This window comes from Sphingomonas sp. C3-2, assembly GCF_033025475.1.
In the GTDB taxonomy this organism is placed as follows: domain Bacteria; phylum Pseudomonadota; class Alphaproteobacteria; order Sphingomonadales; family Sphingomonadaceae; genus Sphingobium_A.
The window spans coordinates 3,459,399-3,480,462 of the sequence record NZ_CP130322.1; the positions used below are offsets into that span (position 1 = coordinate 3,459,399).

21 protein-coding genes are annotated in these 21,064 nt (G+C 60.2%); 9 read left to right on the forward strand and 12 right to left on the reverse strand.

Annotated elements, in window-relative coordinates; all coding sequences use genetic code 11:
• Positions 1–97 precede the first annotated feature (97 nt).
• Positions 98–1,639: a hypothetical protein gene (locus QYC26_RS16505; protein ID WP_317513312.1), complete on the forward strand. Its 1,542-nt coding sequence runs from the start codon at positions 98–100 to the stop codon at positions 1,637–1,639.
• Positions 1,636–3,219 carry an O-antigen ligase family protein gene (locus tag QYC26_RS16510; RefSeq protein ID WP_317513313.1) on the forward strand — a complete coding sequence of 528 codons (1,584 nt, stop codon included), beginning with the start codon at positions 1,636–1,638 and terminating at the stop codon, positions 3,217–3,219. Before QYC26_RS16505 ends, QYC26_RS16510 begins: the two co-directional genes overlap by 4 nt.
• On the opposite strand, the gene QYC26_RS16515 is transcribed toward QYC26_RS16510, so the two are convergent.
• From QYC26_RS16515 to QYC26_RS16525, 3 genes are all read right to left on the reverse strand, one after another.
• On the reverse strand, positions 3,199–4,569 hold the full coding sequence (locus QYC26_RS16515; protein WP_317513314.1) for an oligosaccharide flippase family protein: 1,371 nt from the start codon (positions 4,567–4,569) through the stop codon (positions 3,199–3,201). The genes QYC26_RS16510 and QYC26_RS16515 overlap by 21 nt on opposite strands.
• Positions 4,566–5,765, reverse strand: coding sequence for a glycosyltransferase family 4 protein (locus tag QYC26_RS16520; RefSeq protein WP_317513315.1), 1,200 nt, complete (start codon positions 5,763–5,765; stop codon positions 4,566–4,568). Before QYC26_RS16520 ends, QYC26_RS16515 begins: the two co-directional genes overlap by 4 nt.
• Positions 5,766–5,941: 176 nt before the next feature.
• Positions 5,942–6,361 (reverse strand): hypothetical protein, encoded by a 420-nt coding sequence (locus QYC26_RS16525; protein WP_317515097.1) that lies wholly within the window; start codon positions 6,359–6,361, stop codon positions 5,942–5,944.
• Here QYC26_RS16525 and QYC26_RS16530 point away from each other — a divergent pair.
• Complete coding sequence (locus QYC26_RS16530; protein WP_317515095.1) at positions 6,254–6,775, forward strand: 2OG-Fe(II) oxygenase; 522 nt, start codon at positions 6,254–6,256, stop codon at positions 6,773–6,775. The genes QYC26_RS16525 and QYC26_RS16530 overlap by 108 nt on opposite strands.
• An 8-nt stretch (positions 6,776–6,783) precedes the next feature.
• On the opposite strand, the gene QYC26_RS16535 is transcribed toward QYC26_RS16530, so the two are convergent.
• From QYC26_RS16535 to QYC26_RS16565, 7 genes are all read right to left on the reverse strand, one after another.
• On the reverse strand, positions 6,784–7,887 hold the full coding sequence (locus tag QYC26_RS16535) for a glycosyltransferase family 2 protein (protein WP_317513316.1): 1,104 nt from the start codon (positions 7,885–7,887) through the stop codon (positions 6,784–6,786).
• Between the two features lie 64 nt (positions 7,888–7,951).
• On the reverse strand, positions 7,952–8,188 hold the full coding sequence (locus QYC26_RS16540; protein ID WP_317513317.1) for an acyl carrier protein: 237 nt from the start codon (positions 8,186–8,188) through the stop codon (positions 7,952–7,954).
• Positions 8,185–9,780, reverse strand: a complete 1,596-nt coding sequence (locus tag QYC26_RS16545) for an AMP-binding protein (RefSeq protein ID WP_317513318.1) — start codon at positions 9,778–9,780, stop codon at positions 8,185–8,187. Before QYC26_RS16545 ends, QYC26_RS16540 begins: the two co-directional genes overlap by 4 nt.
• Positions 9,780–10,325: a serine acetyltransferase gene (locus tag QYC26_RS16550; RefSeq protein ID WP_317513319.1), complete on the reverse strand. Its 546-nt coding sequence runs from the start codon at positions 10,323–10,325 to the stop codon at positions 9,780–9,782. Before QYC26_RS16550 ends, QYC26_RS16545 begins: the two co-directional genes overlap by 1 nt.
• A 3-nt stretch (positions 10,326–10,328) precedes the next feature.
• Positions 10,329–11,330: a glycosyltransferase family 61 protein gene (locus tag QYC26_RS16555; protein ID WP_317513320.1), complete on the reverse strand. Its 1,002-nt coding sequence runs from the start codon at positions 11,328–11,330 to the stop codon at positions 10,329–10,331.
• A 201-nt stretch (positions 11,331–11,531) separates the two neighbouring features.
• Positions 11,532–12,551, reverse strand: coding sequence for a hypothetical protein (locus QYC26_RS16560; protein WP_317513322.1), 1,020 nt, complete (start codon positions 12,549–12,551; stop codon positions 11,532–11,534).
• A 38-nt stretch (positions 12,552–12,589) separates the two neighbouring features.
• Positions 12,590–13,411 carry a WecB/TagA/CpsF family glycosyltransferase gene (locus QYC26_RS16565; protein ID WP_317513323.1) on the reverse strand — a complete coding sequence of 274 codons (822 nt, stop codon included), beginning with the start codon at positions 13,409–13,411 and terminating at the stop codon, positions 12,590–12,592.
• A gap of 187 nt (positions 13,412–13,598) precedes the next feature.
• On the opposite strand from QYC26_RS16565, the gene QYC26_RS16570 reads away from it, so the two are divergent.
• Genes QYC26_RS16570 through QYC26_RS16585 form a run of 4 tightly spaced genes read left to right on the forward strand, consistent with a single transcriptional unit; the run spans position 13,599 to position 17,773 of the window.
• Positions 13,599–14,339 (forward strand): polysaccharide biosynthesis/export family protein, encoded by a 741-nt coding sequence (locus QYC26_RS16570; RefSeq protein WP_317513324.1) that lies wholly within the window; start codon positions 13,599–13,601, stop codon positions 14,337–14,339.
• Entirely contained in the window at positions 14,320–15,513 is a 1,194-nt protein-coding gene (locus QYC26_RS16575; protein WP_317513325.1) for a hypothetical protein, read from the forward strand. Before QYC26_RS16570 ends, QYC26_RS16575 begins: the two co-directional genes overlap by 20 nt.
• Entirely contained in the window at positions 15,510–16,979 is a 1,470-nt protein-coding gene (locus QYC26_RS16580; RefSeq protein WP_317513326.1) for a GumC family protein, read from the forward strand. The genes QYC26_RS16575 and QYC26_RS16580 overlap by 4 nt, the downstream gene beginning before the upstream one ends.
• A gap of 2 nt (positions 16,980–16,981) precedes the next feature.
• Complete coding sequence (locus QYC26_RS16585; RefSeq protein ID WP_317513327.1) at positions 16,982–17,773, forward strand: CpsD/CapB family tyrosine-protein kinase; 792 nt, start codon at positions 16,982–16,984, stop codon at positions 17,771–17,773.
• Between the two features lie 76 nt (positions 17,774–17,849).
• On the opposite strand, the gene QYC26_RS16590 is transcribed toward QYC26_RS16585, so the two are convergent.
• The gene (locus QYC26_RS16590) at positions 17,850–18,056 is read right to left on the reverse strand and encodes a helix-turn-helix transcriptional regulator (protein ID WP_317513328.1); all 207 of its coding nucleotides are present in this window, start codon (positions 18,054–18,056) and stop codon (positions 17,850–17,852) included.
• A 636-nt stretch (positions 18,057–18,692) separates the two neighbouring features.
• On the opposite strand from QYC26_RS16590, the gene QYC26_RS16595 reads away from it, so the two are divergent.
• Both QYC26_RS16595 and QYC26_RS16600 read left to right on the forward strand, forming a co-directional pair.
• Positions 18,693–18,926 carry a helix-turn-helix domain-containing protein gene (locus tag QYC26_RS16595; protein ID WP_317513329.1) on the forward strand — a complete coding sequence of 78 codons (234 nt, stop codon included), beginning with the start codon at positions 18,693–18,695 and terminating at the stop codon, positions 18,924–18,926.
• Positions 18,927–18,979: 53 nt separating this feature from the next.
• On the forward strand, positions 18,980–20,473 hold the full coding sequence (locus QYC26_RS16600) for an undecaprenyl-phosphate glucose phosphotransferase (protein WP_317513330.1): 1,494 nt from the start codon (positions 18,980–18,982) through the stop codon (positions 20,471–20,473).
• Here QYC26_RS16600 and QYC26_RS16605 read toward each other — a convergent pair.
• The gene (locus tag QYC26_RS16605) at positions 20,467–21,060 is read right to left on the reverse strand and encodes a 4'-phosphopantetheinyl transferase family protein (RefSeq protein ID WP_317513331.1); all 594 of its coding nucleotides are present in this window, start codon (positions 21,058–21,060) and stop codon (positions 20,467–20,469) included. The two genes, QYC26_RS16600 and QYC26_RS16605, sit on opposite strands and share 7 nt — an antisense overlap.
• Positions 21,061–21,064 lie beyond the last annotated feature (4 nt).

A 21,064-nucleotide genomic window follows, 5' to 3' on the forward strand; every position in this document is an offset into this window, starting at 1 on the left:
CCGAAATGCCAAAAAAACAGGAGCCCAAAATCCGAGCAGAAGCGAACCGCGCAAACCGGCATGATACGCGAGGCAATCTGACGGGGGAGCCGGAAATTTGGCGCGCATCCATCGGAATGTGCTCGTAGCGCTGGGGCTATTGCTCCTGATAACCGGGCTTGTGGTTTTTGCGGTGCCCACACGCTGGGCGGCGGCGAATGGCGAGGACGTTCAACTGCCACGGCCGACGGCGACCCGACTGGGTATCAACCTGTTCGGGCTCGCGACGTTCAATCGTCAACAGGTATTCACCAACATGATCCTGCAGAGCGAATGGTTTTCGTCGCGCGGACAGGGGTGGACGGCCTTTCCCGACCATCAGCTTGATGAAAATGGCTGGGTGCGCTTTCTGGAACCGGGGCAAACCGCGCCGCGTCCGCTCATGCTGCCGCCCGCCCCATATCGGGCGATCATCGTCCGATGTCGTTATGCGGGGCGGGGCGTGCTGTCTGCAGGAGGCGCGGCAAGAGCCCAAGAGCCCGTCGGCAACCAGGAGCTTGTTCTCGATCTCGCGCTCACCGGCGCTGATGACGAAGGCGCCTGGATCGAGCTTCTTGAAACCGATCCCGCTAATCCTGTCAGGAACATTGATTGTCGGGAAGGCGGTCGCCCCGCCACCGAGCGTTTCCATCCCGAGTTCCTGTCTTTCGTGCGCCCGTTTCGGATCGTGCGCTTTCTCGATTGGCAACGGACGAACGACAATGTTTCTGTACGGTGGGAAAACCGGACAAGGCCCGATAGCGCCAGTCAGGTCGGGGTCTATGGCGCTGCGATCGAGGATATGATCGATCTGGCGAACATCACGGGCGTCGATCCCTGGTTCCTGATGCCGTATCGCGCCGACGATGCCTATGTCAGGAAGTTCGCGCAGCTTGTCCACGAGCGTCTGGCACCGGATCGCCGGGTCCATGTCGAACTCGGCAATGAAATCTGGAACGACATGTTCGATGCGGCCCAGCAGGCGCAGCGCGAGGGCTTGGCGCTCGGGTTGGGGAAGGGGGATCCGGCCCGTGCGAAAATGCTCCGCTATGCGCAAAAGCTCCGCCAGACGATGCGCATATGGACCGAGGTTTTCGCCGATCAGCCCGATCGGCTGGTTCGTGTCGCATCCAGCCAGAACGCCTGGCCCGATCTCGCAAGAATGATGCTCGAAGACGGGGATACGCCGCAATGGATCGATGCGCTTGCCACCGCGCCTTATGTCTGGCTCGATCTCGATCGATATTCATCGGCCGACATTGACCGCGTTTTCGCGGATGTGCCGGCGGCGGTTGCCGACACGATCGATCATGCCGAGATCCATCGCAAGATAGCCCATGCGCATGGTTTGCGTTTCCTTACCTATGAGGGCGGCCAGCATCTTGTGACCCGGGATATGGCGTTCGCCCGGGCTATCCAGCGCGATCCGCGTATGGGCGCGCTCTACCGCGCTTATTTAAGCGCCTGGCAGGACCGTATCGGCGGAGATCTCGTCCTCTATGCCTCGACCGCACCGATATCCGAATATGGGGCATGGGGCTTGCGCGAATATGCCGGCCAGCCCCTGCAGCAAGCACCGAAGCTCGCCGCTGTTCGGCAGTTCATGGGAACAGGGGAATGAAGCGCGACGATCTTGTGCACGGCGCTGTGCCCGTTCTCATGGCCTCGTTCTTGATTCTGGCCTATTTCACGATCAAGCACGCGCTGCACGTGGCGACGCTTGGGGGGCTGGCCGCTGCGCTGTTTCTGTTCTGCCTCCCCGCCGCCGCCCGGCGGGATATGGCGGGGCGCTGCCTCTTCATTGTGGTGGGCATGCCGATCATCGGCTGGTCATTTACAAACCCGTGGCTGCTTTACCTTGTCATGTGTCTCTGGGTGCCGATGGTCGCGTTGCGGATCGACAAGATCGTACCCGTCTATCTCTTCAGTCTGCTCATGCTGCCAGGGCTGGATTCTACTGCGGCTATCGGCGTACTGAAACTGTTCGATTTCGGCGTGCATGATGCGCTGGCCATCGGTGCCGCGATCGCGCTTTTTTTAAATCCGGCCAAGGCTCGGTCCAACTGGCTTATCGATCTTCCAGCTTGTGCGCTCCTCCTCCTCCTTGCTGCCGCCCTGGCGCGCGATACAAGCTTTTCGAATTTCCTGCGGTCGTCGTCGAACGTGATCCTTGATCTGGGATTGCCCTATTACATCGTCAGCCGCGGCATCCGCACGATGAAGGAATGCAAGGCCATCCTGTTGTGGCTGGGCTGCGGGGGGACGGTGTTGTCCGCTATCCTGTTCTATGAATTTATCCGCTTCTGGCCGATCTACAACGAACTCTACGTCAATTATGAATTGTCGACGTTGCTGCTCGTCAAATCGCGCGGTGGATTTCTGCGGGCCGGTGGGCCGTTTGTCGAATCAACATCGGCGGCGATGATCCTCGCGATCTGCGTTCTGGCGTTGTCGCTATGCCGAAATCAGTTTCGCACGCGTTGGTATTTTTTTGCGGCGATGGCCTTTTGTTGCGTGGGATTGGTGGCGCCCCAATCTCGCGGGGCATGGGTCGGCCTTTTCTTCGCGATGGCGGCCGCTGAAATTTATCGTCGGCGCTATTTCCAATTATCGGTCGGCGCGGTGGTCGTGGCCGCAGGCATTGCACTGATAGCCGTGGGCGCACAATTCTCGTCCAGCTTTTCGGAAAGCATCGGGCTATCGGGCAATTCCAGCGATACGTCCGATTATCGCCGGCTCCTGCTCATGCGGGGGCTGCAGGAATTCTCGAATAGTCCCCTGATCGGCTTTTCCCTGCCGGAGGCCCAATGGCGCCTGCACGATCTTATACAGGGTGAGGGGATCGTCGATTTCGTGAATAGCTATGTCTGGATCATGATGATTTCGGGGGTTGTCGGTCTCGCCATCTTTATCTGGGCGTTTGTCTTTTTCATCATTCGTTCTCTGGCGTTTCGTCCCTCCCGAAGGAAACGCTATGACGATGCCGAGGTGCCCGCCTTTATTTTCTCCAGCCTTGTCATGATGATGGAAATGCTGTTCTTCACATCCTTCGGCACACGCCCTGCCATTTTTGTGTTCGGCCTGTTCGGATTTTCAGCGGCCTTTCTCAAGATCGCCCATCTGCGCGCGCATCGTCGATCCCCAGTTGTCCGGCTGCCAGAAACACCGGCGCCCGTTTCCTCAGCCAAGGCTGTCTATTAGCAGCCAATTGACCACAGCGCCGATCAAGATCCCGGCGGCCCCGGCGGATAGGAACAGAATTTCATACCCAAGGCGCAGCAGCGCCGCACGGTGCATCTGGATCCATTTGACGAGCAGAGCCGGCACTTCCATCAAGCCGATCGCCGCGACCAACCCGATCTCCCCGCCGAACACGAAGCCAATCGGTGCCGCGATCGCGAGCCAGACGAGCTTCGATATGCTTGCCTGCAATGTCGCCTCGATCCGCCCGGTGGCCGTCAGCGCCTCATTGGCGCTGTTCGATGCGAGCGCGAAAAACGGATTGAGCGCAAGCAGCTGAAGATAGAGGCTCGCTCCGGCATAGCGCGGGTCATAGAGGACCGCGATGACGAGCGGCGCTGATCCAATGAGGCCACCGGCGGCAAAGCTGTAGAGCAATGAGGGGCCCCAACGCTTGGCGTAAAATTGCCTGCACAGATCGCCGACGCCGTCCCGCCACAATTGCGCATAGGCGGGATACAGTACGCGCGAAGCATAGGCCGTGGTAAATGCAAGCGGCGCGGCAACGAGATTGCCGGCAAGGATGTAGAGCCCGAAATCTTCCAGCGGCATCAGCCGCGCCAGAACCAGCTTGTCGCTTTGAAGCAGGATCAGCGTGATGATGCTCGATCCAGTGACATAGCGCGCGAAATGCCACAGATCGCGCGCATATCCACGGTCGAACGCGATCCGCCGTCGCGCGCCGGAAAAAATGATGTAGCTGAGAGCGGTTTTCAGGATGCTGCTGATAAGCAACGCCACCAGCAGCGCCCAGATGTTCCGCCACAGATAGGCGAGCACAATCCCGACCACGATCTGGACGGCCAGAACGCTGAGTTCCAAAAGCGAAAGGCGGATAAGCTGGCGGTTCCGGATGGCAGTCAGCAGCGTGAGCGATGCGAGACCTTCGATGACGAAGCTCAGCGAAGACAGTGCGATCAGCGGTGCCAGTTCGGGCTTGGCAAGTATGTTGGCGATCGGCGTCGCCAACACCGCCAGCGTTGTCGTTAATACGGCCGCGCGAATAACCGCGATCGTCCAGACCGTATCGAGAAACTCGGGCTTGTCTCCGTCCTGATGGCGAACGACGAAAGCCTGAAATCCGAGGTCTGACGCCATCGCGGCCGCAAAGGATATCGCGCCGATGATACCTGACATGCCGAATATCTCGGGCACCAGCAGCCGGGTTAGGATAACGGTGCTTATCGCGCGCAACAAATTTGTGACGATAACCGAGGCGATGACGACATTGGTGTCCCGACCGATCAGGCCGCGCCACCGCTGGAGGGGCCGGCTCCCATCCGGCAGCGCAGTGGACGGGCTCGCTGTCACGCCTTCATCTGCTCGGCGCAGGATGCATAAAGGTCGAGCATTTGGCCGCCCACCGCATCCAGCGAAAAATGGGTTTTGCAGCGGCTATGGCCCTCTGCTCCCATCTGAGCGGCGTGCTCGGGATTGGCCATCATCCACGAAAGCCGCTCGGCCATTGCGGTTGGATCATCAATGGGGGGAGATAAGGCCGCCAGTCGCGTTTCCAGAATTTCAGCACTGCCGGCCCAGGCTGTCGAAAGGGTTGGGCACCCCTGCGCCATGCTCTCAAGCAGCGTGTATGGGAAATTCTCATATCGTGATGCGACCACGCTCAAAAAAGCGTTGCGCCGAAGTGCTTCGATCTCCCCTGGCGGAAGCTGCCCGGTAAAGGTCACGCGGCTACGGGCTTCCGGTGAAAGCTTGGCACCGAGGAAGTCGTGAAATCGCGTCACGCGCCCCGGTCTCTCGGCAATGCCGATATCGCTTCCCACAAGCGTAAGCCGCGCCGATGGGAGGCGTTTCAACATCTGGTCAAAAGCCAGCAGCAAGGTGTCCGCGCCCTTGCAGTGGTCGAAGCGACCAACCATCAGAATATGGTTGCGGTCGCAGGCGTCGAGCCGCCATTGCGTCCCTGCCGCAGTCATCCGGATCGGGTTCGGGATCACAAGGTTCCGGCTGTCGGTAGGTCGGCCCAGATGCGAGCAGGCGGTGGTCATCATCGTGCGGGTGGGGGCCGTCAGCGCGCCGGCATATTTGACCGCGCGTTCCTCGGCGCGACAGCGCTGCCTATGGGTACGCGTTTCCAGCGCCGTTCTTGGAGTTTTCGGGGTGAGGAACCAGGGGCCATGAAGCCGGGTGATCACCGGAACGTCGATTGCCCGCTGGACGAGGCGGGACCAGCCAAAACTTTCTTCCATCTCCAGCACATCGAATGGCTCTTCCTGATGCACCGACCGAACCTGGTCGGCTATGGCCAGACCGATGCCCGGCAGGTGGCCCCTATACCGATCAAGATATCGATCTACGCGCCGCCTGAAGCCAGGCTGACCTGCAATGGGCGTTTCACGGTTGTCGCTGTCGATCCAATTTCCTTTCGCAAGGATCGAAACGCGGTGCCCTTTTGACAAAAGATATTCACGGACTGCGGAAACATAGGTCACGATGCCGTTTGCCGACCGGGACGGCGGCCAGTCAGGGGAACAGAAACCGATATGCACCCGTGCGTCTCCCGCCGATTGCGATGCTTTCCGTTCTATCGACAGGGGCGAAATCAATCGATCATGAGAAGTGCCAAGGGGTTTTCCATCGCTTGTTCGGCGGCCCAGCACAGCGCCTAATCGGAAGGTGAAGACTGCCCGGTTGCGGGCGATTTTTGTGGTGCAGCAGTGACGGTTCAGAGGTAGCAATGCCGATACTCAAGCTCGACGATATTCGCGGATATCGCTGCTTCGATCATGATCAGTGCCAGCAGGCCGGGCAGGCATTGGCCGCGCGCTATGCGGTTGATGACCCTTTTCCTCACATTGTCCTTGACGATTTTCTGGATCAAAATCTGCTGCGCGCCGTGGCTGCCGAATTTCCGGACAGCGCGGGGCATGACTGCTTCATGCGCGATCAGGAACGGCTGAAGTTCCAATTTCGACCTGATCAATGTCAGGGGCTTGCAACCCGCATGTTGTTCGCTGAGCTCAATTCGCGCGCTTTCTTGACGTTCCTGTCGGAACTCACAGGCATTGAGGGGCTGATCGCTGATCCCTATCATGCCGGTGCGGGGCTTCACGAGATCAAGCGCGGCGGCCATCTCAGCATCCATGCCGATTTCCCACAACATGAATGGATGAAGGTGGATCGCCGGCTCAATCTGCTCATCTATCTCAATGAGGATTGGGAAGAGGCTTATGGCGGTTCGCTGGAATTGTGGGATCGCCGTATGAAGTCCGTTCGTCAGCGCATTTCGCCGCTATTCGGGCGCGCTGTGATTTTCAACACCGATCGGGATACCTTCCACGGGCACCCCGATCCTCTGAACTGCCCTGATGGCCGTTCCCGTCGGTCGATCGCGACCTATTATTATACCGCCCAGCCCTCGGTACGGCAGGCCTTCGAGCGCACAACCGATTTCAAGGCACGTCCGGGAAGCACCGACAAGCGCGATTGGCGGATCATGCTGCACCATCTGAAGGCTGACTGGATTCCTCCAGTTCTGCAGCGCCGCCGTTCGGGCTGACTGTGCGGTTAGGGGGGCGTTTCTCTTTCGGTGCGCACCCAGTGCCGTTCACGCCGCGTGAAAAAGCGCATCAGGATAGGCAGTTTCCATAGGAAATAGCCCGGTAATCCGAGCAACGCTGCGGGTGGTAACAGGGTTCGTCCCCACTTCAACCAGACCAGCCCCAGCGACAGCGCAAACGTACCGAGGCAGATGAGAAGGAATAGCAACGGGGCCATCGAGGCGCCGGCGACAGCGCCCGCACCGATCGCGGCCAGCGCCAGGGCTGCGACGATCGCCAGCGCACCGAGTGGGGGCACCATAAGATCGAGGCTCAGCGCTATCGCGCCTGCGCGACCGCCCAAGGCTGCGCGCATCAGCTTGGCGGATAGTCGGGGTGCAGCCGAGAGATAGCCGTGCTCCCACCGCGTGCGTTGCGAGCGGGTTCCTGCCGGCTCCGCAGCCCCACTTGTAAAACGCGCGCGTTCGCAGAAACCCACTTTGGTCCCGCTCAAAACTAGGTCCGCACCCAGTTCGAGGTCTTCCACCAGGCTGGCGCTGGCCAGCGGTGCCCGCCGAAATATCTCCCAGGGAAAGGCCATGCCGCTCCCCTGAAGCAAGGCAAGCCCCGACAGCCGATAGAGCCCCTTTTGCCGTACGAGATTTTTCAGCCAGAAGGCGAAGGTCGAAATACTGACGACCGGGTCATTGCCCGGCGCTTGAAGCAAATAGCATCCCTGCAGCACGGCCTGTTCGTGCCATGCCTGTGATGCGATATGTTGAATGGCACCTGCTTCAGGCAGCGTGTCCGCATCCATCACGATAACGATCGCGGGCGGGGTATGAATCGTCAGAAAATCGCGGCCAAAGTCGAGCGCGTACGCCTTGCCGCGTCGCTTGGGATCATGCCGCTCAATCACCTCCGCCCCGGCTCTTGTGGCGATGATGGCGGTATCGTCGGTGCAATTGTCTGCAACCACGATAAGCCGGTCGCATGGACGCATCTGCTCCTGGGTCGCCGCCAGTACCGCGCCGATCCCCGCCGCTTCATCATGCGCGGGGACTAATATTGCGATCGGTGGGGCGTCCATAAGGGGCGCCGCATCTATTCGCCGGTCAGTCAGCGCGGCCAAGCATTCCACGCTTATCGTTACAAGCGGTATGGCGGGCAAAAAGGCAATGGACCAAAGCAGCACCTTACCACACCGGCATTTGCGCGTAATGCACGATGGCTTCGACCGTATCGAAATTGTCCAGCGTAACGTCCGCGGCATCGATCTCATGCCCGATCGCATCCTCGACAAAGCAGATCAGGTTCAACATCGAAAGCGAATCCAACGCCCCGGATGAAAAGAGCGCCGTTGTCGGCTGGATCTCCGTGTCCGGCAATTCGGCACGAAGATGGGCGATAAGCGTCGCTTCGGTCAGCCTCATGGTGGTCCTCCCTCGATTGTGGCAGGTTTCTTTGTCTCATCGCCCGTGCAGTTACGCACCACCTCTGCCCGTGCCAGTTTGCCGCTTGCCGTTTGTGGCATCGTGTCTGGCCAGATGTGAAACCGCACGGGCTGCATATAGGCGGGCATTGTCGCGCGGCAGTGCTCGCGGAGCGCTTTCTCCGAGAAACCGGGAAGGGGCGTAACCGCCGCATGGATTGCCTGTCCGCGCTCCGCATCCTCGATGCCGAAGGCCACGGCATCGGCGACAAGTCCGCTGCGGCACAAAAGGTCCTCCACTTCATCGGGGCTAACCCGAAACCCTTGGGTCTTGATGAGGGCATCGGTGCGACCGACGAACCAGAGATAGCCTTCCTCGTCGATGCGTACGGTATCACCGCTATAGACGACGGGATCGGTGCCGATCATCGCGCGCAGTTCCGGGCATGGCCGGATGCGTTCGCGGGTTTTCTCGGGACGCCCCCAATATCCCATGCTGACGAGCGGACCATGGTGGACAAGCTCACCCTGCTCACCGGGCCCGGCCGGGCCAATCCCGTGCTTGATCACATGGATGTTCGCGCCCGGAATTGCTCGCCCGATCGAGCCCATTTTTCGGGCGAAGTCAGCCGGTGGCAGATAGGTCGATCGAAATGCCTCGGTCAGGCCGTACATCAGATAGATTTTTGTGCCCGGAAACGCCGTCGGCATTTGCTCCAGAATGTTCTTCGCTATGCTGCCGCCCGAATTGGTTATCCGTCTGAGGGCTGGCAATATTGTCGGGCTGTCTTGCTGAAGCCGGACGATCTGACCCCAGAGCGGCGGGACCGCTGCCAGCCCGGTCGCGTCGTGACGCGCGGCGGTGGCGATGATTTCGGCTGGCATGGGCACCGGTTGATGGATCACCGTGCCACCGAGCAGCATCATTGTGGTAAGCTGGTTCAAACCATAATCGAAGCAATAGGGCAGCACGCTCAACAGGCGATCGTCTCCATCGAGCTCAAGATATCTTGCCACCGATCGCGCCCCCGCCAGAAGATTACGGTGGCTCAGCATCACGCCCTTCGGACCGCCCGTCGATCCCGATGTGTAGATCAGCATCGCCAGGTCGCTATCGAGCGGAGATGCGGAGGGAGGAGCGCTACACTGCGCGGTTGTCGTTGATGATTGGAACCTGGGGCTTTCCGGCGCGGGGCCCGCCACAACGACCCTCCGTACGCTTTCTGATATGTGCACGCCTGTCAGCCTGCGCGCCATGGATGGCTCGACGATGATGGCCGCCGCGCGGCAGTCCTTCACGACGTTGAGTAATTGTTCCGCAGTCCACTGGGCATGCACGTTGACGATCACCGCGCCCAGCCTTGCAACACCAAACATCGCCGCGACTTCCGCGATCGATTTGCGAAGCTGAATGACGACGCGGTCACCAACGCCTATGCCTGCAGCATGAAGCTGCGCGGCAAAGTTGACGACTTCCTCTTCCAGTTCGGCGTAAGTTACGGAGCGCCCGGGATCGATGATCGCCGTTTTGTCCGAATGGGTATGAAGGTTGTCGGCCAGCAGCTCGTAAAAGCAGGTGGTGATCGCGCCCATCAGGCCCTCTCCACGTCCTGTACTTGATGAAAATCGGGGAACGGCCCCAGGCGGGGATAGATTTTGGCCGGTGAACCGATCGCGATGCAGTCCGCGGGAATATCCGTCGACACAGCGGTATTTGCACCAATTCGTACCCGGTCGCCGATCTTCACCGGGCCGAGGATTGTCGAGTTCACGCCGATAAATACGTCGTCGCCAATGATCGGTGCCGGGCCGCGCATGTTGGTCCCGATCGTCACATTGTGCATCACGCCAACCCGGTCGCCGATCACCGTGTCCGGATGGATCGACAGAGAGCCTTCGGCGTGGATGATATGGAAATCGGCGCCGATCTGAACCTGCGGCGGTATCCAGATCTTGGAAATATTGGCGACGAAGACGTTCATCACGCCGTAGCATTTTTGCATCGCATACCGACTCAGCGGGTTGGATCTGCGCATGCCCCAGCGCCCGAACCGATAGATACAGAGCGATAGGAAGCCCATGTTCGTGAAGGAACTCCCGTGCCGGGTATAATCGGCGTTGATCGTTGAAAAGCCCATGGCTCAGCTCGCTATCAGATCAAGGGTACGTTCGATTTCATACGGGTCGATGTGAAACTGGTTGGCACCGGCATCCGTGCCGATCACCAGCGCAAAGCCTTGTCCCTGACGGTCGGTCACGATCTTCAACGCTGAGGTGACACGGGCAGGGGGCTGCAGGGTCAGCAGCGTTGCCGTTGGTGGCATGATGATGAGGCCGTGGGCAAGTTGACTGCCCTCCACACCGATCACAATCCGGGCGCCAGCACAGGCCTCGACGATGTCGTCGACAGGGGAAGAGACAGGATCGATAACACGAAAGCCGTGGCGCTCAGCTAAAAATTCGGCGATCTCGCGCTCGTTGACAAGCACCCGCCGATCGCCGCTGGTTCCCCGTAATAGGAAAGTGCCGACATGCGGTTCCGGTCGTGCGCCCGCGATCACAGCAGCACGCATGCGATCGGCGCGTTCACGCTTCCCGTCATTGTGCGAAGCATCCCCGAACAGGATCAGTTCATCGAAGGAGGCATCACCAACGCTCGCTGCCTGCATGGCAATGCGCTGTGCATATTCGGGCATATGGCCAATCAGATTCCGCCGCGTCATGACCGGGCGGGGGTGCTCGCCTGACAGGGCGTAGGTCAGGCAGTCATTGATCAGCCAGTTGCCGAACCAGCGATTGCCCACCCAGCTTTCAAAGAGCGTAGCCGACGCATGCCGTTTCGGCCGTCTATATACCGGACGAAAACGACGCGCGCGGGGGCGCAAGGGGCTGGCGGCATCACCGGCATAAAGAACGCCGTCGACAAGATCGGCGTCCTTGACCCGAAACCCATAGGTTTCGGGTTGATGCGCGTCATAACCGCCCTGAAAATCGCGCACGACCTCGGCCACCGTCCCGAATTCTGTTTTGCAGATGCGTTCAAGCTGTCCGGGCAGGGCATATGCGGGCCGGATGGGGCGGCGCGTTGCAGGCGAAATCGTCCAGCGCTCTACCGCTGCCTGTTCGATATCGATCGGGCGCACCCCGCCCAATTTCCTCGCGGCGTGTATGGCGGGTCGGATGGAAAACAACGCGCCTCCTTGCCGCAGCCCTATGCTGCACATACCGGAAATCATCATTCGCTAAGCATGTTATGCCGGTACGCGATCACTCGATATGCGCAGGATAGGCCTCGGGATTTTCCCCAATACGTTGGAGGGATAGAGTGGCCGCGACAAATGCCGTCATCGATGGAAGAACGGATTTCGGGGGCTGTTTCGGCCGAACAGGATCGCCCACTCGACCCGGTGGCGGAACCACTGGATCTGCCCTTTTAGGCCCTGGTTCGCATAAGTCGGACGGATGTACCGTAGATACTGACCGATAAATTCTTGTCGCAGATAATCGCGGCACGCCTGCATCGACATGGGCTGCATCGTCAGCCGATATTCCCGAACGAACCGATCCGCGATCGGCGGCAGGCTCTGTTGCGCGGCCAAAGGGATGCCGCTGGCCGGCTGTTCAATGGGCGACTGCCCCTTGCCGAGCCAAGCGTGGGTCACCAGCGCTGCATAATAGGCGCCTGTCGGTGTCGGATGCACATCATCTTCAAACAATGTGGCAAGGGCACGATCTGCATCTGCATTGGCAACACCGGGCACATGCACGGCGCTTGCCATGGCGACCAAGTTAGCGAGTGCCAGAGCTGTGGGTATCACGCCGATGCGATCCGTGCGCCCGTCGGCTTCAAGCGTCATATTGACGCGGCGGGCGAGGCATTCCCAGACCGGAGCGGCCCCCCGCTCAAACTCTATCCAGCGTCCCGCTCGCGCCGCATCTACACCCAGCCATGCCGTGAACAGAAAGCTTTGCCCGGTCGGGTTCTCGGCAATGAACCGGTCATGCATTGCGCGCAGGCTCTGAACGCTGTCGTTCCAGACGAGATTGTCGATCAGGCTGTGTTGTTCGGCGACGATCATCGTGTCGGCATGGTTCGGAACCGTTGGCGGAGACAGCGATGGGTTCGTTGCGGCCAGCCTGTCCTTGATCGATGTTCCGAAGCGGTTCGCGGTATCAATTCGAACGGTCTGGCCCGTCTGGGCAAAGACCGTGGCCAGCATCTCCGGATAAGGTCGCTCGGTCAGGCTATGGCCCGAAATGAATATATGGCTTGGCACCCTTGTTGGCGGTGCGGCTTTTCCGGTTGTCATGTTTTGAGCGTCCGGGAACGGCGCGCTCGCGGTCAGGCCGGTCGCCAGCATCAATGGCAGGATGGCATGGCCGGGACGCGCCCAGTACCTCTTCATCGCGCCGATGAAGTGTCTGCCGCCCGCGCCCGCCAGCGATTGAATATCGGGAATATCCGTGGGCCATCGACCAGATAGCGCTGCGTCAGTCTTGAGGGGTTGGTGGCGAGCCGGAACAACCATTCCAGCGCCAGTTTCTGGACAATCACAGGCGCACGGCGCTGATCGCCGGTCAGAAATTCCAGGCTGGCGCCGATGCACAACCCGGTTCCTACTGCCCGTTCGGAACGCGCGATCCGATAGGCAAGAATTTCCTGCTGGGGGGAGCCCACCGCCAGAAATGTATAGCGCGCACGCGCCTCAATGGCGAACGCGACGGCGCGCTCCATTGCCGCTGCATCGTTGACGAAACCCATTGGCGGGTTGTGATGGATCACATTGCCGAGCCCAAATTTTTTACAGAGGCGCTCGATCATCGTGGCATTGCCGCCGATAATGGCAATGCGGTCGCCCGGCATAATGGCCTTGCCCAAAATCGCAGCGGTCAAATCGCTTCCTGGAACTGCTTGAATTGTCTTGCCGGTCGAGCGGGCCAGCGCCGAAAGGATGCGGCTATCGCACAGTGTAAGCCACGCCGCCCGATAGACTGGCCAAAGGTCGGATCGCTGCTGCTGCAATCGCACCATATGGTCTACATTTGGTGTAACAACATAACTAAATGGGACGCTCTCTCCTCGTGAAGCAATCAGCCGCAACGCGGATTCTTCGCTAAGATCGGCGAAATCCAGATCTAGAAAATGCGTCCCGCTCGCTGTCCGGTCTTCGGGTGCCGGGGATAGTAGCGCATTGGCGATCAGCCTTGGTGCGTGGGAAGCCAATTTCTTCTCCGCCGATTAGGTGCCTCTGAATTGGGCACCGCTCTCCTCCTTCCGGCTTAGCCGCAGGCGCGGGGCGGCCCAATTCACATAAAACCTAGGCCCGAATACCTCGTGGAAAATCCCTAGGACGAATGATCGGAATTGCTCGGAGAAATCCCCACGCAAGAATTGGTTCTGTTGAAGCAGAATGCCGTCAAATGGCTCATCGCATTTAATATGCCTGCGCGCCCAAGCTTTGGAACAGGCAGCGGAAATCATGGCGATCAGCGAACAAAAGCCCGGCACATATCCACGCACTTCAGGCGGTTTCGCCCGATGGGGCGGATGGCTGATAACCTCGGCCGCCATCGCACTCGTGTCGCCGGGAACGGCTTCGGCGCAAATGGCAAGCGTGGTCAGCGCGCAGACGGTCGATGAAAGCGATTACCGCGTCAACATCGGTGACGAGCTTGAAGTCCTGGTCTGGGGCGAGGAACGCCTTCAGCGGACCGTCCGGGTTCAGCCCGATGGCAATTTCGCCTTCCCGCTCGCCGGAAGCGTGCCGGCGGCTGGAATGTCCGCAAACGCGATCGGCCGAGAGATCGAGGCCCGCCTTGCCCCCAAATATCGTGGTGGCCCGCCTGATGTCACCGTCACCGTGCGCGATCCTTCGGGCATGCGCTTCTTCGTCATCGGAAAGGTGCGCACGCCCGGTGGGTTCGCCGCCAGCGGGGGGATTGATATTCTTCAGGCGCTCAGTCTGGCGGGTGGACTTGCCGAATTTGCCGACGTCAAGGGCGCGGTGATCCTCCGCCGCACCCCGCAGGGGCAAACGGTCGAGCGGGTTCAACTGGCACAGGTGCTGAAGGGGAGCCGTCGTCTTGATCCTGGCGCATTGCCGGCGCCTTTGCCCGTGTTGAAGAGCGGCGATGTCCTGGTCATTCCCTAAATGGCGATCAGTCTCACATTGCGGATGCCGGACGCTGATCTCAACCGGCATTGCGCTGTCCACCGCATGGCCTTTCACGCCAATCCGCGCGCAATCCACCATCGTCGAGCTGGAGGCCGAAGCAGGGGGCGTGATCTCCTCCAATCCGCTGATGCTCACCGATGGGCGGAGCGCGCTGATGGGTGAAGTGGCGCTGCACCCACGAATTCGTACTGAGTTTCCGACCGGGTCGATGCTCGATTTCTCAGCGCGGGTGGCCGATCGGCAATATAGCCGGGATTTCGGGAATATTCTGGTCGGCAACGCCGTTACCGAGATGCTCTATCGCCGCAACGAACGCTTGTCGCTTCGCGGCCGGGCGCTGATCGAACGCGATGTGCTGGCGGATCGCATTACGTCGGGCCTTGATGCGGCTGTCAGCAGCCGTGCGGTGCGCGCAGGCTATGGCGCCCTGATCGGTGCTGACTGGCGCCCCGATGTCTATTGGGAAATCCGGCCCGAAGTCCATCTCGATGGAAGCCATTACAATGTGGCCGGGTTGTTCGATACGCGAACAATCGGTGCAGACCTCTCCATCAGCCGGCGGCTCAGTCCCTATACGCGCCTTGGTGCCCGCTTCGGCGTCGATCGCAATCGCGCCGATGGCGTGGGCAGCTTCACTGTCGCGTCCGCAATCTTCGTTATGTCCCAGCGCTTCAGCCCGCATCTGCGTGGTGACTTTGAGCTGGGTGTGCAGCATTACGGATCGCGCCCCACCTTCGCAGCGGGCGTTCCCAGCGTGCAGAAGGGGACGCTCAATCTCCTGAATGTGAAGGGCGAACTCTGTCATGAAAGCACGCGCACATCGGCCTGCTTTACGACGGAACTCGGCTCGGGCGTGACGGCGGTTGGCGGTGCCGAACGGCGTTTTGTCGTCGGCGGTCGTATCACGCACCGTCTGGCCGAACGGCTGAGCCTGTCGGCATCGGCGGATTACCAGCGCGTGAAACTTCTGGAATCCGATGTGCCGCACCTTAGATCAGCGCAGGTTCGCCTGGCGCTCGATCATGATCTTGGTCGCCGCCTCACGCTAGGGGGCATCGCCGAATATCGTCGCCGGGAAACCTTCGGCGCGCAGACGGTCGATGCCGGCTATCTGGGGCTGCGCTTGCGTTATCGCTGGAGGCGTCCGTGAACGACGAGGACGAAAACACCGTTCCCCTGATCACCTGGCCCGAACTGCTGGCAACCGCCTATCGCAGGCGGTGGTGGATCGCGCTCCCCACGCTGGGGGGCGGACTGGTCGGGTTGGGCGCGGGCTTTGTGATGGAGCCGCAATATACCTCGACGGCCTCGCTCCTGATCGCCTCGCAGGAAATTCCGACCGCTTTGGTGGCATCGCCGCTCACCCATTATGCGGATGAACGGATTGCCAAGATACGCCAGCAAATTCTCAGCCGTTCGAACCTGCAGCAATTGATCGCGGCGACAAATCTCTATCCGGAAGAACGCAAGACGCTCACCCCGGAACAGGTTGAAAATCTCGTTCGCCAAAAGATCGCGGTCGATCTGCTCAGTACCAACGCCGCTAACCATACCGGGCGCAGCATGGATACCACCATCGCGTTCAGTATCGCTTTCACTTATCGTAATCCGGTGCAGGCACAGGCGGTCACCGAACGGCTGACGCAGAAGTTCATCACCGAAGACAAAAGGCTCCGAACCGAGCAGGCCTCGGGAACCGCTGCCTTTCTGGCGCGTCGCGGCAATGAACTGCAGGAACGCCTGATCGACTTGCAAGGCAAACGCCGCGAGATCGAGGCCCGCTATCAGGGGGCCTTGCCCGATCAACTGGCGCTCAGCACCCAGTCCAATTCTGCGCTGCGGGCAGAGGTTTCGCGCATCGATGCCGAAACCCAGGGCATCATGGGGCAGAACAGCGTTCTGGCGGCCAGAGAGGCTGAGCTGGTATCCGGGCCGGGGGCGGGGGGCGATAGCGTCCGCCGCGCCGAAGAGCGGCTGGCGCAGCTCGAGGCCGTGTATTCCGACGAGCATCCTGATGTGCGCGCCGCGCGCAGTGCGTTGGACGTGGCACGCAACAATGCTGACCTGCCGGGCGGCGCCGGAACCCGGATCATCTCGGCGGAAATCGCGGCTGGGCGGTCACGCATTGCCGAGCTCAGCCATCGGCGCGCGCAGATGGTCGCCTCGATCGGGCAGATGGAGCAACTGGCCGCGCTCGCCCCGCAGGCCGCCTATGAACTCAACAATCTCGAACGCGATCATGACAATTTGAAGCTGCAATATCAGGATATCCGCGAGAAACAGTTGGAGGCGCAGGTCGCCGCCAATCTCCAGGCCGAGGACAAGGGCGAACGCTTCTCGCTCGTCGATCCACCCAGCCTGCCATTGGAACCCATCCAACCCAAGAAGCAGATGATGCTTCTCATGGGGCTTTTCGGCGGCTTTGCCTTTGGCATTGCGCTGTCGATCTGGCTCGAACTGTTCGGAAACCGGGTGCATGGGCGCTCTGCCGTCCAGCGGGTTACCGGAAGTCGGCCGCTTGTCGTCATCCCCGACATTTCCGACAAGCCGTCCTCTCCGTTCGTGCGAGTATTTCGGCGCTTATTGCCGGCGCGTGCCACGCAAGGGGAGGGATAGTCATGGCGAGCGAATTCATCCCTGATCCGCACCGAGCCGCCTTCGCCCCGCGGGCATTGCCCAAGCCGGCCAATGAGCCGGCCGCCGCCGGGCAGGTAGCGTTGGACGCCGATCACCTCCATAGCAACGGTATTTTCGGCTTTGACGAGCTCGATATACGTGGGCGCAGCTTTACCTTTCTGCGCTCGCTCCTGCACAATGATTTCTATCGCCCAGGCGGTCGCGTGCTGGCGATCTGCTCGGCGAGACCGGGGGACGGAAAAACCTTTGTCGCAACCAACCTGGCTGCTGCGATCAGCAGGATCCAGCCCGCATGCCTTGTCGATCTGGACCTGCGAAAGCCGATGCTGGCAGAACGCTTCGGGCTGGTGCCGCAGGCCGGCGTCGATGATCTGCTCGAACAGGCGCAGTCGTTCGACGATGTCGCCGTTACGGTTGCGGGGGAGGCATTGACCTTGTTCCCGATCCGCCAGGCGCGAAGAAACTCCACCGAACTTCTCTCCGGCCCCATGCTGGCGCAGATGTTCGCCGCGCTTCGGGATCAGCCGGATCATCCGTTCATCCTTGTCGATACGCCTCCGGCGCTCGTGCTCGATGACATGCTCCTGATCGCCGAACATGTCGATGGCGTGATCTTCGTTGTGGAGGAAGGAAAGTCCCGAAGCGACGAATTGAAGGAGGCAATCCGGCTTCTGCACGGGACGCCGCTCATAGGAACGGTGCTCAATCGCTCGCTGTCCTCCTCCGGCGATAGATACTCCTATGCGGGGTATTACGAGACACGAGATCGCTAGGCGGCGCTAACGCCGCGCGCTTACCCGCAACCCTGGGGATCGCGCATCAGGGTGGCGCCGCTTTCAAGCTGGGCGATTATCCGATCAGGCCATTCGCCAAAGCAAAAGCCACCATGTGCGATCGGTTCCGCGTGCGCGTTTTGAGGCGGATATGATCGATATGTCGCTCCACGGTGCGGGGGGCGATATTCAGTTGCTTCGCCACTTCCTTGGCCGAAAGCCCTGTTGCAACGAAATTGAGTATCTGCCGCTCGCGTGGCGTGAGTTCCAGTTCGGCATTCATCTCTGGTCCGGCGATCACATGTCCCTCCCACACGGGGATCGTCAGGCTGTCGGTTCACAGCATAGCGGCCATCTCGATTCGGGCCGCAGACCCGGTGCGTGCTGTGAAACCCCTGCCTCTCGATGAAGATTTGGTTATCGAATTTTATTAAGCAAGCGTAACCTTTTTGCGGACTGTTTTGAAGCCGTTCGGGCCAATGCACCACCCTGCTACCACTTTCGATATCAAATGGATAATTGCGCTAGAGCGGCGCGACTAACGGGTAGGTGTGCGGTGGACCGTGGGGAAATATCGGTCGGATAAATCAGGGGGTAAACATAGCATTGTCAATATAATCAATATATTAAATTGAATGAATGCATGTGCTTGCGAAGCTAAAATCGTAATTTTACGTATATTATCTGAATTTTAGGCGCTGTTTTTGGGCTTGATCGCGCGCCTTTGTTGAAATATTCAACGAAATGTTAATTCATTCCTCCCGTCATAATCTCATCGGGTCGCCGGGGGACATGTAGCAGTCGAGCAGACTGAGGCATTTCGTGCTGGGACACCGAAATTCCTTGGACTGGAAGGCACATTGGTGTGCTTTCCGGATAGGCGGCGGATCGCCCTGCTTACAACGCACAGGGGGTGAAGATGAGCTATTTTACGGATACCGCGACGATCGAACTCACCAACCGCGAGGCCGAAGTGCTTCAACTGGTGGCTTACGGCCTTTCGGCCAAGAAGGTCGCGATCGCGCTCGATATCGCGCCGTGCACGGTCGAACGGCATATTGAAAATGTCCGTCTCAAAACGCGCACGCGCAACCGGGCGCACATGATCGCCTTCGTCATCCGCGAAGGGATGCTCCCGTCGCAAACGGCTTGATGACGCACTGAACGCAAAGGGCAGGCTCCATCATGGGTGAGCCAGGGCTTGGTATGGAAAAAGCCTTTCCGGCTGCCCGCCTCGACGGGCTGGTAAGGCTGCCGCCATCCGGCCCGCATGGCGGCGGGGCGCCGCGGCGCACGGCATTTCCACTGCCGCTTGTCGCCGCCCTCAACGGTTTTGCCGATGTCGTGGCGGTTGTTATCGTCACGCTTTGGCTCGCGCCGGGCATATCGGCAGATCATGTCGTGTTCGGGGCGTTTCGGAGCAGCCCGCTTGTCCTGCTGGCAGGAATGGCCTTTGCCGCTCTGGGGCAGTTCGTCGGCGCCTATGATCAGGAAGTGCTGTTCTCGCTCCGCCGTGGCTGGGCGCGCATCCTCACGGTGTGGTGCTGCACAGTGCTGCTGCTCTTCGTGGCCGGCATATTCTTCAACGCGATGGGGTCTTTCTCCTGGGATAGCTGGATGGCTTGGCTCGGTGCCGGCTGTGCGGCACTGGCGGCGGTCCGCGCGGTCTTCGTGGTCGTCGCGAGGCGCTTGCGCGAGGCGGGGGTGTTTCACTGTCGTACCGCCATATTTGGCGCGGACGTCCAGGGACAGGAACTGGCCCAGTACATCATGAGTCACGACAAGCTGACCTTGTCGGTCGTCGGCTTTTATGACGACAGCGCGGTTGCGCTATCTCCGGTCAAGGTGGCGTTGCCCTTTCTGGGGGGGCTGGCGGAGCTCGTGGGCGCCATTCGCGCGGGCACGGTGGACAGGGTCATCATTGCCTTGCCATGGGCGGCCGAGACGCGGTTGCGAACCGTGGTGGAGGCGCTCGCGCTGACCCCGGTCCAAATTCGCCTTGCGCCCGAACGGGCGGGTTTCATCTATGCTGAACGCCCGGTCACCCTATTGGGTGGCCTTCCGGTCATGACCTTGCTGGAACGCCCGATTTCAGGCATGCAGCGTGTCGAAAAATGGCTGGAGGATCGCGTTCTCGCATTTCTGCTCCTGCTCTTCACCGCACCGCTCATGTTGCTTATCGCGCTGGTGATCCGGCTGGAATCGGGCGGGCCAATCCTGTTCCGTCAGGCGCGTGAAGGCTTTAACTGCCGGACCTTTTCGATCTTCAAGTTCCGCACCATGTATGCCGATCGCGGTGAGGACGGCACCATTCATCAGGCGCGCCGCAAGGATCCGCGGGTCACGCGCGTCGGCGCCTTCCTTCGCCGGACCAGTCTTGATGAACTGCCGCAACTGCTCAACGTGCTGATGGGGCAGATGTCGCTCGTCGGCCCACGCCCGCATGCGCCGGCGACACGGGCGGGAGATCGTCTTTTCGGCGAAGTCGTCGCCTCCTATGCGGCGCGCCACAAAGTAAAGCCGGGGCTTACCGGCTGGGCGCAGGTATGCGGCTGGCGCGGGGAAACCGATACCGAGGAAAAGCTCGTCAAACGCCTCGAGCATGATCTCTATTATATCGAGAATTGGTCGCTGCTTTTCGACCTCTATATCCTCGTCCGCACCGTCGCCACGGTGCTCACCCAGAAGAACGCCTATTGATTGAAACAGGCATAGGCGCCGACCATGTCGGCGTGGATGAAGGAACACACTGTCGCGGCGGCCACACCGTCCATGTTTACCTGCGCAGGCTTTTCCGTCAGCCCCACAGTCACGCTCTCGGGCGGCAGGGTAAAGCCTGATCCCGTCAGTTTGAGATAGGCTTCCTTGCGCGTCCATCCGAGGAGGAAGCGCTGTGCCAGATCTGCAGGCGCGCTGTCATCCAGTTCCTCGATTTCACTTGGGGTAAAGCATGAACGCGCTACCGCTCGCGCATCGGGAATATGCCGGAACCGTTCGATATCGATCCCGATCGCTTGCCCTTCGGCAATGGCAATCAGAGCGTGTCGCCCCGAATAGCTCAGGCTGAAATGCAGTTCTGGCAGGTCCGCAAAGCGGGGTTTCCCCAACGAATCGATATGCCAATCGAGCGAGGCGCCCGGCGCAAAATGCCTATCGGCCATCTCCCTGAGCGCCGTGTGCGCATGGATATAGCGCCTGGCTTGAACCGGTGCACGAAAGCGCCGCGCGCGTTCATGTTCGGCTGGGGACAGGCATATATCGCGGCGCTCCACATCAAGATCGACCATCCAG